The sequence below is a fragment of the Yoonia sp. SS1-5 genome, assembly GCF_038443705.2.
In the GTDB taxonomy this organism is placed as follows: Bacteria; Pseudomonadota; Alphaproteobacteria; order Rhodobacterales; family Rhodobacteraceae; genus Yoonia; species Yoonia rhodophyticola.
In genome coordinates, this window is sequence record NZ_CP151767.2 from 3,382,768 (window position 1) to 3,397,983 (window position 15,216).

The window sequence follows — 15,216 nt, forward strand, 5'->3', positions numbered from 1 at the left end:
GGCGACGGAAGCAGACGCTTGGCATAACCGTGCGAGAGGCAGAAAAGTCCCGCAGAGCGGGCCTAGCAACACCCCTCAACCCGCCCGTAACGACCGCAAAAACAACCCGATCCCGCCGACAAGCAGAACGAGGATGACGATCAGCTCAAAGGCGCTCATCCGGGCCAGTTGTAGTTCCATATTGGCGATCACCCCGAAAACCAGGGCAACAAGCGACCCGCAAGCAAGCAGCCAGCCCAGCCAGTTGCGGGAATTATAAAAGACCATCCCAACCCCGAACATGAACGGGATCAGGATGATGCCGCTGGTGATCGGCATGCCGCCAATATTGAACGCCACGCTGCCCAGCCCGAAATTCGGCCGTACGATAATGCCGTTCAGCAGCAGGTAACCGCCGCCAATCATCATGATTAGCCCGATCAGAAAACTGCCGGTTCCACCGTCACTGCCACCTGCGCCACGTGCCATATGGGTCCCTGCCTTTCCTCGTCTCATTGTTTGAAACCGCAATGGGGTTTCCTACAGCGCCATATGGCGGTTCACATCTTTATAAAGCAAGTAGCGAAATGGGCCCGGGCCCCCTGCGTAACAGGCCTGCGGGCAGAACGCGCGCAGCCACATGAAATCGCCGGCCTCGACCTCGACCCAGTCCTGATTAAGGCGGTAGACGGCCTTGCCTTCCAGCACGTAAAGCCCGTGTTCCATCACATGTGTTTCTGCAAAGGGGATCACGCCGCCGGGCTGCAGTGTGACGATATTGACATGCATGTCATGGCGCATATCCGACGGGTCAACAAAACGGGTCGTGGCCCAGGCACCATTGGTATCGGGCATCGCGATTGTCGTGGCACTTGCCTCGTCTGTGACAAAGCTCTCTGGCGCCTCGATCCCTGTAACGGCCTGATACTTCTTGCGGATCCAATGAAAGCTCGCATTGGCGTTGCCATTGTTAAGAAGCTGCCACGCGGCGCCCGGCGCAAGATAGGCGTAGCCGCCCGCATTCATCTGATGGTCTTGGCCATCAAGTGTCAGGGTCACTGTTCCGGACACCACAAACAGCACCGCCTCGGCCCCGGTTTCGGTCTCGGGGCTTGTGCTGCCGCCGCCGGGCGCGACCTCGACCACATATTGGCTGAATGTTTCGGCAAACCCCGATAACGGCCGGGCCAGCACCCATGCCCGTGTCTTTGTCCAGAACGGAAGGTTGCTGGTGACGATGTCGGTCATCACCCGCTTGGGAATGACGGCGTAAGCGGTGGTAAAGACTGCACGATCCGTCAGTAACTGGGTCTGCGGGGGCAGGCCGCCTTTGGGGGTGTAATAGGTCGAATGCGACATCTGCGGCTCCGGCTCTGGTCGGGGTATTAGACCTCAGCCGCAGGGTATTGGAAAGGGTGCAGTTCAGGCAAAAAGCCCAAGCGGGTCGTCCGCGAAATCAGGAAAGATTGGCGACAGGTCAGGTGTTTTCATATGCGTGCGCAGCACTTCTGCCAGAACCTGCCGGTAATCTGTTGTGATCGCCAGATCCGCGCCCTGGGCGAGGGCCTCATTCTGCAGACCTGGCCAGGCGCCCAGCATCTGGCCGCCTTTGACGTTGCCGCCAACGATCATCATCGCATTGCCATAGCCATGATCGGTGCCGCCTGCCGTATTGCTGCGCAATCGTCTGCCGAATTCGCTCATCACGACAACGGTAACATGTTCGCGCCGGTCCCCAAGGTCCCGCCAGAAGGCCATCAACGCCTGCGACAGGTGCCGGGTTCGTTTCGCGAAATCCCCCGCCTGATTGATGTGAGTGTCCCAGCCGCCGTAGTCCGCCGTTGCGATACGCAAGCCCAGATCAAGTTTCAGCGCATGTGCGATGGTCTGCAGGGATTGCGCCAGCGGGCCCTTTGGGTATTTCACATCGGGCCTGTAGTTGGGGCGCTCGCCCGTATCAGGATCCGTCAGACGATCTGACAAAAGCCCGGAAAGGCCGACAAGTTTGCTGATCTGCGGCCCGATCAACGGATGCGCGGCAAAGCCATCCATCATGCTTTGCCCGATCATATGTGACAGCTCGTGCCCCGCCGGCAGGATCAGATCATCCAAGGCGCCGGCAACAGGAACCCCACCGCCACCCCGCAGACTTTCCGGCGCGCTGTCGCCGACCGCAAGGGCGGGCAAGGGGCCATCAGGTTCTTGATTTGCCAGCCAGCGCCCAAGCCAGCCGCCGGTTGTTGATACCGCGCTGGCGCGTTCCATCTTGTCCTCGGCGTCAAAATGGCTGCGGGTGCCGTCGGTCAGCCCCGCTGCATGCACGACCGCAAGCTCGCCAGCGCCGAAGAGTTCCGACAGCCCCTTGGCTTGCGGGTGAAACCGGAAATCGACATCTGCGGCCTGATCCTGCAGCACAAAACCGGCCTTGTCCCCCTTGCGGGCTACCCGCAGATCGGGTGCGCGGGCGGCGATAAGGTCTGTATCCGCACTGGGGCAGATCAAATGCAGCCCGTCCGCACCACCGCGCAGGAAGATCACAACAAGGACAGGTTCTGTCATGGCTTACCTCAACACGAATTGCGGGTGCAGGGCGGCGGCGGCATGGACCACAGATGCAACCCAGACCCGCCCGTCGCGATCATCAGGCAGCGTTTCTACCCCAAGCGTGGCCAAGGCCTGTGATACGGTGCCTTCGGGCACGCCGAACCGGTTTTCGGTGCGCTGCGCGAGGGATTGAAGGGATGTGACCTCGCGCAGTGCGCCGCTACCCGGCATTTGCGCGCCCATCCAACCTTCATGCGCATAAAGTGCCAAACCGATCAGGCCCTGCAGCGTGCGGGTATTTGCCCAATCGGCCGTATGATCAGGATGGCCAGTGGGCGGTTTGACTGCATGCTGTGTCCAGCCCGCCCGGCCAAGGTGCCAGTCGAAATCCAGTGTCGGCGCATGGACATGCGCACCGCTGGCCCGGTAAATCCCTGCCAGATACTCAAACGGACGGCGCAATTTTGAGGGCGGCGTTTGTTGGAATTCATCATGCAACACGATCGTTCGCAGCACATGGGCGATCTGATCGGGGTCATCCACAAGCGCATGAAACCGGGCCGCGACCGCCGCGTGATAGTCGGCAGATGGGCTTTCGATGCCAAGGCGCAACAGCAATTTGCCCGCCACGTGATGTGCCGTTGCCGGATGGGCCGCCAACATGTCCAAAACCTGCTCCCCATCAGCAAGTGGCGCGCGATTGGGCGGAAACTCAACGCTAAGCACCCGCTTTTGGTAGGGGTCATGCCATCGTTCCACATAGTGGAATGCGCCGGTCAGGGGGGCATGGATGCCTTTGCCATTGCCACGACCGTCCCCGATGCTCCACCCTGTGAATGCGCGTGCGACTTCGTAGACGTCCTGATCAATGTAGCCGGTCGCCTTGCCGTCGGTCGCGCCGGGCACCTGACGCCAGTCGTCGTAGATATCGTTGAAGTAATGTTTGACACCCAAAGTATGCAGTTCCAGCAATTCGCGGGCAAAATTCTCGTTTGCGGGGCTGGCCCGACTGGCATCATTGTTCAGATAGCTGAGCATTGCGGGTGCCGTTGCGACGTCGCCTAGCATCATCCGGAAATTGCCAAACGCATGACCCCGTAACATGCGGTCATAGGCCGGGAAGAACACGGCAGTCGGTCCATCCTTGTAGGCGTTTACGCTGAAATGTTCGTGCCAGAAGGCTGTCATCAGTTCGCGCAGTTGTGCGTCGGCATTGACGGCCCGGATCAGTGATGCGGCTTTGACCTCATCTGCGGGACGGATCCGCTCGGCAAATGAAACCGGTTGCTCAAAGTCCAGAAGCGGCATCAGGCTGGCGGTGTCCGCGTTGAGGGTATTGAGGTGGCGCATCTCGTCCAGCCCATCCCACGCAGCGCCGGTGTCGTTGCTGCCCGGTCCGTAAGCGATTTGCAGCTTGGCTTGCGACAGCAGGCGATCAAGTGCGGGGTCTGTGGCGGGCTTTGCCAGTTCCGCATCCAGCCAGTCAGACAAGCCCTGGCGTTCCAGATCGGTCCGGTTTTGTGGTGTTGCCCCGAATGTCAGCCGGTTCAGGATCACAAGGCCAGGACTGACCTGCGCCGCCTCTGCCCGCGCCGCGCCGAGCAACAGAAGCGAGAGCAAACCCTTGTGCAGATCTCGTCGCGAGATGTCCATGCGCATATCGTCGGTGACTGCACCGCAATCGCCAAGCCCTAATTCAGCGCGGGCATCTTGTCGGCAATGGTTTTCCTATTCAGAGCGGGGCAAGTTCCACGCCCGCTGCTGTCAGGTGCTGTCTGATTTCGCGTGCCATCGCCACAGCGTCAGGCGTGTCCCCATGCAAGCAGATCGTATCAATGCGACAGGGGATGTGTTTGCCGCTTTCGGCAATGATGGCCCCCGCATCCAGCATGCCCAAGATACGTTTCGCCGCCGTTTGCGCATCATGCAACACGGCCCCGGGTTTGCGCCTGTCGACCAGTGTCGCGTCGTCCTCATAAGCGCGGTCGGCAAAGATTTCCCCCGCCCAGTTGCAGCCCAGTTCGCGCACGGTGCTTTCCATGGCCGTGGCCGCCAGCACCATGATCACAATGTCAGGATCGACATCAAGTGCCGCCTGATAACAGACCCGTGCCAGTTCCGCATCCTCGGAGGCCATGTTCGCAAGCGCGCCATGCAGTTTCAGATGCCGTACCCGGCCACCGGCGCGGCGCGCCATCGCCTGTGCCGCCCCCAGCTGATAGGCGACGGCGTTGGCCAGTTCCTCATGTGCGATTGGCAGGCGCCGCCGCCCGAACCCCTTCAGGTCTGCAAAGCCGGGATGCGCGCCGATGCCGACGCCCTTTTCATGTGCAATCTGCATTGTACGGGCCATGACGTCAGGGTCGCCCGCATGAAACCCGCAGGCGATATTGGCCGACGTCACGATATCGAGCAATGCGGCGTCATCACCCATTTGCCATGGGCCAAAGCCCTCGCCCATATCGGAATTCAGATCGACACTGCGCGTCATTGTCAGGACCTTTCAATATCGTCGCCGGATGTGACCCCGCTGATCAGTTGATACCCAAGCAGATCGGGAATGTCATGCGGATCACGGTGGACCGGACGGCAGGCCTCGGACATCTGTCGGTAAAGCTGCGGATCAGAGATATATGTTGCCTCGGCCTCCGCCATGCTGAGCCAGGTGAATGTCAGCTGCGTGCCGGGGGCGGCTTGCGCGACCTTGGGCAGATCAGCTGGGATGACCGTGCCGATCCGGGGGTAGCCGCCAATGGTCTGGCATTCGGCAAGCAGTACATATGGCACGCCATCACCGGTCATTTGCACATCACCGGGCAAGATAAGGTCCGACACGATATTCAGCGCCCCGGCCATGGCAAAGCCTGCCCCTTCATGGTCCAGCCGGACCCCTTGCCGGTTCCCGCGCGGACTGCGTTCAAAGGATGTCTCCGCAAAAGTGGCGCGTATGGCTGCGGCAAAGTCGTCCGTCTGCGGGCCGGGCATGATCCGGATCGGCCCGCCGCCCAGCCTGTCACCCGGTTCCAGTGCATGTGGACCTGACAAGGGGGCCGGATCCTTGCCCAACGGGATGACGTCGCCTTGCACCAGCGCGCGCCCGATCCCCGCCGTCAGATGGGTCGCGCGGCTGTCAAGCGCGGGTGGCGTGTCGATCCCGCCTGCAAAGGCAAGGTAGCCATACACCCCGCGCAGCGCCCCGCCGATTGTCAGCATCTCGCCCTTGCGCAGCAATCTGGTCTGATTGGGCGGAACGGGAGAGTCGTCAATCGTGGCCTGCATGCGCGCGCCGGTCAGTGTGATACGGGTATCGGCGGTGACGCTGAACGTCCCGCCAAATCCCATCATCTCAAGCACTGCGGCGCCAAGGCCGGTGTTCAGCAACGCATATGCCTCGATCAATGCGTGCCTGTCGGTGGCGCCGCCGCAGGGCAAACCCTGGGCGGTCCATCCCGGGCGCCCCAGATCCTGGATCGTGACGCCCGGCCCGACCTTATGAACGTGCAGCGCTGTCATCAGGTCACATGCTCGCAGGTCGCGCCACCGTCCGGATCGCCGGTGGCCTGCAGCGACGTCAGCTCCGTATCGGTGATCTGGTGAAAGGAGACCGCGTCGCCGGGCGCAAAGGCAAATGGTTCCGCAGCGTCGGGGCGGTAGACCTGAAACGCCGTTTGACCGATATGGCGCCAGCCGGTTGGGGCATCCGCGGCAAAGATGATCAACTGGCGCACCGCCACGACCAGCGCGCCGGGCGGAACGCGCGCCGTCAATGCGGTCTGGCGCGGAATGTCCCAATGTGATGGCAGCATGCCCAGATAAGGTTGCCCCGGCGCAAATCCGATTGCGATCACCCGGGGCCGTGCGGCAGTAATCTGTGCCGCGGCTTCCGATGTGGTCAGGCCCGCGAGGGCGGCGGCCTCGGCCAGTTGCGGGGCGTGTGCTGGCGCAAAGGACACCGGAATATGCCAGATGCGCCGGGGGCCGGCATCGGTCACTTTCAGCTTTGCCACAATCTTAGCCAGGGCATCGGTCACTGCGTGCCGATTGGTTTTTTCAGGATCAAACCCGACCCGAACGGATGTGAGGGATGATGCGATTTCGGCCGTGCCGGGCAGGTCTGCGGCCATGACCGCATCACGAAATGCAAGCGCCTGCGCATTTGTTTCGGCTGTCAGTTCGCGGGAAAACCGCACCAGAATGCCGTCAATGCCCAAGGGCAGAAATGCGGGACTGGTTTCCTCAGACATCGAGCACGGGTCAGCTATCCTTGGGGGTGGCAGCGGTTATGGGGCCGTCATGCTTGGCCCAACTGGAAAACCCGTCTTTGAGATGTGCAGCCGGAAATCCCATATCGTTCAACGTCGCAACCGTCAGGGCAGATCGCCAACAGGAGGCGCAGTGAAAGATAAAGCGTTTATCCTGCGCAAAGATATCCTTGAAATAGGGGCTGTCCGGATCGACCCAGAATTCGACCATCCCGCGCGGGCAATGAAAACTGCCGGGGATCGCGCCGCTGCGCTGCCGCTCGCGGATATCGCGTAGATCGACAAAGACCACGTCCGGCGCATCCAGCATCGCAATTGCGTCGACAGTGTCGATCTCTTCAATCCGGGCGCGCGCATCCGCCACCATCTGCGCGGCCGATTTCGTAAGCGTCGGCATTTGGCCCCATCCTTTGTCACGTGCACCCCGATGTTGACCACAGCACCAACAAGAATGTCCAGATCAGCATTGCAGTAGGGGCTAGCCCTTTGCGCCGGGTACAGGTTTCTCTGGCCCCAAATCAAGGCGGGTGATGTGGTCCGCAATGCCTGTCGGGTAGATCGCGCGCACCAGCGGATCATGCCCCGGGACAATCAGTTCGGGGGTTGAGGCCAGTTCGCGCAGCACATCAAACCCATCCAGCATGTCTTGCAAATCGACAACGATCGGAAAGGGTTTGCGGGCAAAGACATTCTCGTAATAATGGGCGGCGTCCGAGGCGAGGACCAGCCAGCCGGCCTGCGTGCGCACGCGAACGGCTTGTAACCCGCGCGAATGGCCACCAATGCAGTGGACGGTGATGCCATCTGCGATCTGGCCAACCCCGTCATGAAAAACCAATTTGCCGCTGTAAAGGCGTTTCACCGCCTCGCAGACATGGTCAGCGGTGAACGGCATGCGCAACGTGTCGTGACACATGCACGGGCCTGTTGCAAAAGCCATTTCTGCCGCTTGCATATGAAGCGTGGCGTTGGGGAAAAGATGCAAACCACCTGCGTGGTCATAATGCAGATGTGTGACGATCACCCGGTCGATATCCGCGGGGCCAAGGCCGAACGGGGCAAGGGCCGCGGCAGGATGCAGCCGTATGGGACGACCGCGCGCCTGCGCTTCGGCATCGTCATAGCCCGTATCAACCAGGATCGTCTGATCGCCCGAGCGCAGCAGCCACATGAAATAATCCATCGGGTGCGGGGCATCGTGATTGTCGTCAAAGATAAAACTGTCGCCGCGGTGACGCGCATTGCGGTCGGCGTATTTTATGGCATGCACCTCCCAGATGCTCATGCGTGGACGGTGTCCCAGGTCACAACGGTCTTGTCGGCAACCATGGGTGCGGTCGCTGCGTCGAATGCGAGAAAATGTTGGGTGTTCAAATGCGCATCAAAACCGGCCTGATCCGAATAAAGCTCGTACAGAAAGACGCAATCAGGGTCCTTGCTGTCAGTCGAGACATCAAAACGGTGGCAATTCAACTCTGCCTCGCGCGATGCCTTGGCGTTTTCGGTCATCAGGGGCATGAACGCATCTTTCATCCCCGGTTTCAGACGAAGCACAACACATACTGCGAACATCCATTTCCCCTTGTATTCCTGTCGGTCGACGGCCGCCAGGCCGCCGTCTGGTACATCAATCTTGTGCTGACCAGCATTCGTGCTGGCCCCGAAACCCCGAAATCCTGCATAGTGCCACAGTGGCTGTCTGCCCCCGATTGCTAGCAAGTCACTGCGCAAGGCCGCAACATTTTTCGCCTGTTGCAAGTCATTACGTATTAGATAATGTATGCATTAATTGAAATTGCAAGTGGTGAACGTAACATGGGATGGCATTTCCAGATCGCGGTGTTTGAGGGTAACGCAAACGCCATGGCGCCCCATTGGCTGGGTAAATGGCGCGGGAATAGCGCGGCTGTGGCCCGATGACGTTGCGGGTCGGTTGCGCCGGGGCAGGGTATTTCAGCCAGTTCCACATTGGCAGTTGGCAGCGCATGTCGCGCGCAGAGATCGTCGGGGTCTGTGACTTTGATCGTGACAAGGCGGCTGTGACATCGGCGCCCGCCTTTCGGACCGTTGACGAGATGCTTGCCAAAACGCGTCCTGACATACTTGATATCATCCTGCCGCCGGCCGGACATGCGGGCGCAATTCGGGCAGGGTTGGCTGCCGGTGTCGGGGCGATCATCTGTCAAAAGCCGTTCTGCCGGGACCTGAAAGAAGCCGCCGAAATGGTTGGACTGGCTGCATCTGCAGGTGTCCCGTTGATCATCCATGAGAACTTCAGGTTCCAGCCGTGGTTCCGGGCGATCAAGCAAGAACTGGATAGCGGGTCACTGGGCGATGTGCTTCAGGTCACGTTCCGGCTGCGACCGGGCGACGGGCAGGGGCCGCGAGCCTATCTTGACCGTCAGCCGAGCTTTCAAAAAATGCGGCGTTTTCTGATCCATGAAACCGGTGTGCATTATATTGATGTCTTCCGGTATCTTTTGGGGGATGCATCGCATGTCTATGCCGATCTGCGTCAGATCAATCCGGCTATCGCGGGCGAGGATGCGGGCTATGTAATATTTGACCATCCGCTTGGAACAAAGGCGCTATTGGATGGCAATCGGCTGGCTGATCACAGCGCTGACAACACCAGACGCACGATGGGCGAGGGGTTGATCGAAGGCAGCAAAGGCACCCTGACACTGGCCGGCGATGGCGCGGTCACGCTGCGCCCCTTTGGCACGCAGACGCATAGGCAATTGCTGGGCCCGGACCCGCATGATGGTTTTGGTGGGGACTGCACACATGCCTTGCAATTGCATGTCGTTTCAGGCCTTCTTGACGATACACCGCTGGAAAACCTGGCGTCCGATTATCTTGGCGTCATCCAAACCGAAGAGGCGATCTACAGGTCCAGCGAAACGCAGCGCAAGGTTGAGGTCAAAGCCCATGGTCAGCGGTTCCTCCAAACCCAAAAGTAACTCCGCGATTGCGGTCGAGGAGTTGCGAAAACTGATCTTTACCGGCGAGTTACCGGCAGGCTCGGATCATTTGGAAAGTGAACTTGCGATGCGGCTGGGCATGTCGCGAACCCCGGTGCGCGAGGCTGCGCTGACCCTCGAGGGGCAGGGCCTTCTGGAAGTCAGGGCGCGCAAAGGCGTTCGCATACGGCCCATATCGGTCAAGGATATGGTCGAAATCTATGACGTGCTGACAGAGCTGGAAAGTCTGGCTGCCGCGGATGCAGCCCGGCAAGATCTGCCTGCGTCGGATCTGAAAGAACTATCCCAGACAATTGCCGATATGCAGGCCGCGCTGGCGAATGAAGATCGCGAAGCCTGGGCATTGGCGGATGACAGATTTCATGCAGAGCTGGTGCGGCTTGGCGGGAATTCCAGGGTTATCTCGATTGTCGGGCGCATGGTCGATCAGGTGCGCCGGGCAAAGGCTGTCACCTTGCAAATGCGTCCATTGCCGACCCAATCCAATGCGGATCACGAGGCGGTGCTGCAGGCGATCCGCGTCGGGGACGCGGAAAAGGCGCGCCAAATCCACCGGGCGCACCGCGAGGGCGCAAAACACGTGCTGATCACACTACTGCGCCAGCACAGCCTGCACATGCTTTGATATTATTTGAAGAGGTTTGCGTTGCCGTCCCGGATCGCAGGCACGAATGATGACAGATAGATCATCGCCATGATCGCAAATCCGGTGGATACGTACATCTCAAGGATCATGCGAAACGGCTCGCCCGAGACAATAATGGACAGCATTGCGCCGATCAGCGCAACAAGACTTCCAAATATGATCGCAACGAGTGCCAAGACGGTGTCCCTTCCCAATGTTACCCAGCATCTAACCTGCGAATTGAGGCGGAAATGTGAGCAAATCGCGCAGAATTCTCGCAGATTTGATAAATACCCGTTCATATAACGGGGAAAAAACGGCGCCCGGCATCATTCTTGAGCATCTGGCGCGCGAATGACCGCACGCCAGACAGGTCACGACAATTTTTCTAGCGGACGAATTTCTTGTGCTTCATCCGTTTGGGCTCTAACGCGTCGGCGCCCAGTCTTGCCTTCTTGTCGTCTTCGTAGTCGGTAAAGGCCCCCTGGAACCATTCGACATGGGCGTCACCTTCGAAGGCAAGAATATGGGTACAGATCCGGTCCAGGAAAAAGCGGTCGTGGCTGATGACCACGGCGCAGCCTGCAAAACTGACCAGAGCATCTTCAAGCGCGCGCAGCGTTTCGACGTCCAGATCATTGGTCGGCTCATCCAACAGCAGCACATTGCCACCGGATTTCAGAAGCTTGGCCATATGAACGCGATTGCGCTCACCCCCTGATAGCAGACCAACCTTCTTTTGCTGGTCGCCCCCTTTGAAGTTGAAGGCCGAACAATAGGCGCGCGAATTCATGCTGGCATCGCCAAGTTCGATGATCTCGGCCCCACCGCTGATTTCTTCCCAAACAGTGGTTTCGGGGTTCAGGGCGTCGCGGGACTGATCCACATAGGACAGGTTGACTGTATCGCCAAACGTAACGGTGCCCTCATCGGGGTCATTCTGCCCAGTCAGCATGGAAAACAGCGTTGATTTACCCGCGCCGTTCGGCCCGATCACACCAACAATGCCGCCCGGCGGCAGATCAAAGCTGAGGTTCTCGATCAAAAGCTTGTCGCCCATCGCCTTTTTCAGCCCTTCGACCTCGATCACCTTAGAGCCGAGCCGGGGCCCATTGGGGATGATGATCTGCGCGCGGCCCATCTTTTCGCGCTCGGACTGATTGGCAAGGTCGTTATAGGCGCTGATACGGGCCTTGGATTTGGCCTGCCGGGCCTTTGCGCCCTGCCGCATCCACTCCAATTCGCGGGCGAGTGTGCGCTGCTTGGATTTGTCTTCCTTGGCTTCGCGTTCCAGCCGCTTGGCCTTTGCCTCTAGCCAGCTAGAGTAGTTCCCCTCATGCGGGATGCCCGACCCACGGTCGAGCTCCAAGATCCAGCCGGTGATCGCATCAAGGAAGTAGCGGTCATGGGTGACAATCAGGATTGTCCCTTTGTACTCAATCAGGTGCTGTTGCAGCCATGCGATTGTTTCCGCGTCCAAGTGGTTGGTCGGTTCGTCAAGCAACAGCATGTCGGGGGCATCCAGCAGCAACTGGCACAAGGCAACACGCCGCTTTTCACCGCCAGACAGTGTGGTGACATCCGCGTCGTCAGGGGGGCAGCGCAATGCCTCCATACTGATGTCAATCTGGGCGTCGAGATCCCACAGGTTCTGGCTGTCGATCTGATCCTGAAGCTGGGCCATTTCGTCGGCCGTTTCTTCGGAATAATTCATCGCCACTTCGTTGTAGCGATCAAGGATAGCCTTCTTGTCGGCAACGCCGAGCATGACGTTCTCGCGGACGCTCAGGTTTGGATCAAGCTCTGGCTCTTGGGGCAGATAGCCGACGCGGGCGCCCTCGGCGGCCCAGGCTTCGCCGGCAAAGTCCTTGTCCTGGCCGGCCATGATCCGCATCAGCGTCGATTTACCGGTGCCGTTCACCCCGACAACGCCGATTTTGACCCCTGGCAGGAAGTTCAGGCGAATATTTTCAAAGACTTTTTTCCCGCCCGGATAGGTCTTGGACACGCCGTCCATGAAATAGACGAACTGATTGGCAGCCATGATTGCACGCTCCGCTATGCTATGAGTTGGCCCTTAGATAGCGGGGCGTTCAGGCGGGCGCAATCATGGTTGGCGTCCAGCCATGGGATAACCTGATCCATCTCGACGGGCGGCGAAAGCCAATGACCCTGCACGGCATCAGCGCCCATTGTTTGCAGCTTCAACGCCTGTGCATGTGTTTCGATGCCTTCGATAATAACTTTCAGATGTAGCTCTTGGCACAGATTGACCAACGCGAGCATGATCCGCTCGGTCGCGTGATCGGTCAGCAGGTCTGCTGTCAATGATCGGTCGATTTTGACGCCGTCGATGGACAATTTGGGAATATGTGCAAGACCGGCATGGCCGCTGCCGAAATCGTCCAGGAACGCGGCATATCCGGCGGCATGCAGATCGTGAAGGGCACGCACGAAAGGGGTATCGCCATGCCTGCTCTGGAACACGACCGTTTCCAGCACCTCAATAACGATTTCGCGCGGGGCCACCCCTTGGTCGCGCGCGGTTTTGGTCAGGCGGTCCTGAAATTGCGGATGAGACAAGGCATCGGATGAGGCATTGAACCCGACGCGCATGTCCCTATAGCCGGTTTGGTTAAGGCGTGATTTCATTTTGCACGCCGCATCCATGGCCAGGAAATCGACATCGGCCATCATGCCGACGGATCGGGCGACGGCAAGAAAGTCGGTTGGTCGCAGCAGGCCCCGCACCGGGTGATTCCAGCGCGCCAGCGTTTCCAGCCCGTGAACTTTACCGGAAAGAAGCTCAACAATTGGCTGAAAATGGAATGTCAGTTGCCCGCGCTGAATTGCATGTCTGAAATCGGCGGCAAGTTCGGTTTGATCCGTATGCCGGGCATGTAGTTTCTGGTTATAGGCTGCGACGCGGCCCCGACCGGACCGCTTGACATCATAAAGTGCGAAATCGGCCTGTATCAGCATGTCATCGGCCGATTTGGTCGCTATACTGGACAATGCCGCCCCGACACTGATTGCGATGCTCAACTCCTGATCTTGCCACAGGACGGGCGGGCGCATGACCCGGACCAGCGCATTGCCGATTGCCTTGACATCGTCGAGCGTCTCAAGCCCGGGGCAGACCACCACAAATTCGTCGCCGCCGACGCGGGCCAATAGATCCTCCTTGCGTATCTCTTTTCGGACCCGCGCTGCCACAGCCCTCAGCACGGCGTCACCCGCCGCATGGCCGTGGGTGTCGTTGATTTGCTTGAATTTATCGAGGTCCAGATGCAGAAACCCCACCTGCCTGCCGGTCGCGCGGGCCTGTTCCAGTGCCGCATCCATAAACCGTTTCAGTTCGGCCCGGTTCGCGGCTGATGTGAGATCGTCATAGGCCGCTTTGTAGCGCAGCTTTTCTGCCGCGGCGTTCAGTTCCTCTTCGCGCGCAACCTCCAGCGTGACATCGCGGCAGACCAGTACGGCAAAAGGCACGTTATCGTCGTCATAATAAAAGCTTGTCTTGACATGGACCATGATTTTAGCGCCGTCACCGCGGACATTTTCGCGGATCACATTGGTTTCATGGTCGAAATCCGCCGGATTATAGCGGAAGTTGGCGATTTCCTCGGGGCTGGGGCGCTGATCTTCGGGAAATGCATAAGACAGTGGGCTTTGGCCAATAACTTCGTCACGGGTCCGCTTCATAATCTCCAGATATGCCGGATTGGCCCACACGACGATGCCATCTAACGTTTTGATGAGCAGGCCGACATCCGCGCGATCGGCGCAAATCCGATGAAACAGCGCCTCGCGTGCGGTGTCGTGGGGCGACGGTTGATGCCGCTTGGGCCGCAGCACGGCAAAACCGGCCGGAAAGCGCAGGCGCATAATAGCAAACGCAACCGCGATCACGGCGACACCCAAAGTCAAATATAGAAAATAGTCTGCCACTTTCTCCTTACCCCGAAAGGGTTCATGTCGGTCCTCAGTCTACATTGCTTGGCTTGTCGGAATGTTTAACCGGTGCGGCCATTTGAGACTTATTTCGCTAAAATTCGCAAAGATTTTCCGCACGCATAACGTGTGTGGGTGGAATTTGATTGCGAAATTAACACGAAGCTCAACTTTGGCGCGTGCTTCTACCCTGATACTATGACAGTCCAAATATAGCGTTTTTGCAAAATACATAGACGATTTACCCAAATACTGCGCCCCCCATCAGGCAAAAGAACGGAAATTGTGCCGGTTCCAAGTTTCTTTTTGATGTTGGGAAAGTTGGCGTATGGTGATCGTTAACGCGCCCGCAGAAGTCGCGTCACCATAGGGACGTGCTGTCCCGCTTCAAATATTCGAAACAACAACAGGGACATGACTATGACCAAGACAACCTATGTCGTCGGACTTGACGGCTCTGCGGCGGGGGGCCGTGCGCTTGCCTTCGCCAAGGAGCGGGCAAGTGCCGCGGGCGATTGCAATATCGTTCTGTGTTACGTGATCGAATGGTCGCCGTTCAGTTTCCAGACCGCCGAAGAAAACGAAAAACGCCACAAACGGCGCGAGGAAGAGATATCGACTGCACATGACCGGGTCATCGACCCTGCGGTCGCCGAGACCAAGGCAGCCGGCTTTGAGGTCGAAGGCGTGGTCAAACATGGCGACGTGTCGGAGATTCTGGACGCGCTCGCCAAGGCGCGTGGCGCTGCGCAAATCATCGTCGGGCGTGTTGGCGCGCGGGGCCTGAAAGAGCGTGTCTTTGGCGGTGTCACCGGGCGACTGGTCGCATCGGCGTCCGTTCCAGTGACAATCATTCCGTGAAGGGGAA

General features: G+C 59.0%; 16 protein-coding genes. 3 read left to right on the top strand and 13 right to left on the bottom strand.

The annotated features are described in order from the left end of the window. Positions 1-75: 75 nt before the first annotated feature. The 10 genes from AABB31_RS18045 to AABB31_RS18090 all read right to left on the bottom strand — a co-directional run bounded on the left by AABB31_RS18045 (position 76) and on the right by AABB31_RS18090 (position 8,357). Positions 76-468 (bottom strand): hypothetical protein, encoded by a 393-nt coding sequence (locus tag AABB31_RS18045; RefSeq protein ID WP_342076823.1) that lies wholly within the window; start codon positions 466-468, stop codon positions 76-78. 51 nt (positions 469-519) lie between these two features. Next, a complete protein-coding gene (locus tag AABB31_RS18050) occupies positions 520-1,338 on the bottom strand; it encodes a bifunctional allantoicase/(S)-ureidoglycine aminohydrolase (RefSeq protein ID WP_342076822.1) in 819 nt (272 codons plus the stop codon). Between the two features lie 63 nt (positions 1,339-1,401). Beyond that, entirely contained in the window at positions 1,402-2,538 is a 1,137-nt protein-coding gene (locus AABB31_RS18055; RefSeq protein WP_342076821.1) for a DUF1501 domain-containing protein, read from the bottom strand. Positions 2,539-2,541: 3 nt separating this feature from the next. Then, positions 2,542-4,176: a DUF1800 domain-containing protein gene (locus tag AABB31_RS18060; RefSeq protein WP_342076820.1), complete on the bottom strand. Its 1,635-nt coding sequence runs from the start codon at positions 4,174-4,176 to the stop codon at positions 2,542-2,544. A gap of 79 nt (positions 4,177-4,255) precedes the next feature. Beyond that, positions 4,256-5,014: a 5-oxoprolinase subunit PxpA gene (locus AABB31_RS18065; protein ID WP_342076819.1), complete on the bottom strand. Its 759-nt coding sequence runs from the start codon at positions 5,012-5,014 to the stop codon at positions 4,256-4,258. A 2-nt stretch (positions 5,015-5,016) separates the two neighbouring features. Beyond that, a complete protein-coding gene (locus AABB31_RS18070) occupies positions 5,017-6,036 on the bottom strand; it encodes a biotin-dependent carboxyltransferase family protein (protein ID WP_342076818.1) in 1,020 nt (339 codons plus the stop codon). Further along, positions 6,036-6,767: a carboxyltransferase domain-containing protein gene (locus AABB31_RS18075; protein WP_342076817.1), complete on the bottom strand. Its 732-nt coding sequence runs from the start codon at positions 6,765-6,767 to the stop codon at positions 6,036-6,038. The genes AABB31_RS18070 and AABB31_RS18075 overlap by 1 nt, the downstream gene beginning before the upstream one ends. Positions 6,768-6,777: 10 nt before the next feature. Beyond that, a complete protein-coding gene (locus AABB31_RS18080) occupies positions 6,778-7,182 on the bottom strand; it encodes a rhodanese-like domain-containing protein (protein WP_342076816.1) in 405 nt (134 codons plus the stop codon). Positions 7,183-7,263: 81 nt separating this feature from the next. After that, on the bottom strand, positions 7,264-8,070 hold the full coding sequence (locus AABB31_RS18085; protein ID WP_342076815.1) for an N-acyl homoserine lactonase family protein: 807 nt from the start codon (positions 8,068-8,070) through the stop codon (positions 7,264-7,266). Further along, a complete protein-coding gene (locus AABB31_RS18090) occupies positions 8,067-8,357 on the bottom strand; it encodes a putative quinol monooxygenase (protein ID WP_342076814.1) in 291 nt (96 codons plus the stop codon). Before AABB31_RS18090 ends, AABB31_RS18085 begins: the two co-directional genes overlap by 4 nt. 344 nt (positions 8,358-8,701) lie before the next feature. On the opposite strand from AABB31_RS18090, the gene AABB31_RS18095 reads away from it, so the two are divergent. Both AABB31_RS18095 and AABB31_RS18100 read left to right on the top strand, forming a co-directional pair. After that, complete coding sequence (locus AABB31_RS18095) at positions 8,702-9,748, top strand: Gfo/Idh/MocA family oxidoreductase (protein ID WP_342076813.1); 1,047 nt, start codon at positions 8,702-8,704, stop codon at positions 9,746-9,748. Continuing rightward, the gene (locus tag AABB31_RS18100; RefSeq protein WP_342076812.1) at positions 9,717-10,394 is read left to right on the top strand and encodes a GntR family transcriptional regulator; all 678 of its coding nucleotides are present in this window, start codon (positions 9,717-9,719) and stop codon (positions 10,392-10,394) included. The genes AABB31_RS18095 and AABB31_RS18100 overlap by 32 nt, the downstream gene beginning before the upstream one ends. 2 nt (positions 10,395-10,396) lie before the next feature. Here AABB31_RS18100 and AABB31_RS18105 read toward each other — a convergent pair whose 3' ends face one another. From AABB31_RS18105 to AABB31_RS18115, 3 genes are all read right to left on the bottom strand, one after another. Beyond that, positions 10,397-10,591, bottom strand: coding sequence for a hypothetical protein (locus AABB31_RS18105; protein WP_342076811.1), 195 nt, complete (start codon positions 10,589-10,591; stop codon positions 10,397-10,399). Positions 10,592-10,782: 191 nt separating this feature from the next. Then, a complete protein-coding gene (gene ettA, locus AABB31_RS18110) occupies positions 10,783-12,438 on the bottom strand; it encodes an energy-dependent translational throttle protein EttA (protein WP_342076810.1) in 1,656 nt (551 codons plus the stop codon). Positions 12,439-12,452: 14 nt separating this feature from the next. After that, entirely contained in the window at positions 12,453-14,345 is a 1,893-nt protein-coding gene (locus AABB31_RS18115) for an EAL domain-containing protein (protein WP_342076809.1), read from the bottom strand. Between the two features lie 423 nt (positions 14,346-14,768). On the opposite strand from AABB31_RS18115, the gene AABB31_RS18120 reads away from it, so the two are divergent. Next, positions 14,769-15,209 carry a universal stress protein gene (locus AABB31_RS18120; RefSeq protein ID WP_342076808.1) on the top strand — a complete coding sequence of 147 codons (441 nt, stop codon included), beginning with the start codon at positions 14,769-14,771 and terminating at the stop codon, positions 15,207-15,209. Positions 15,210-15,216: the final 7 nt, after the last annotated feature.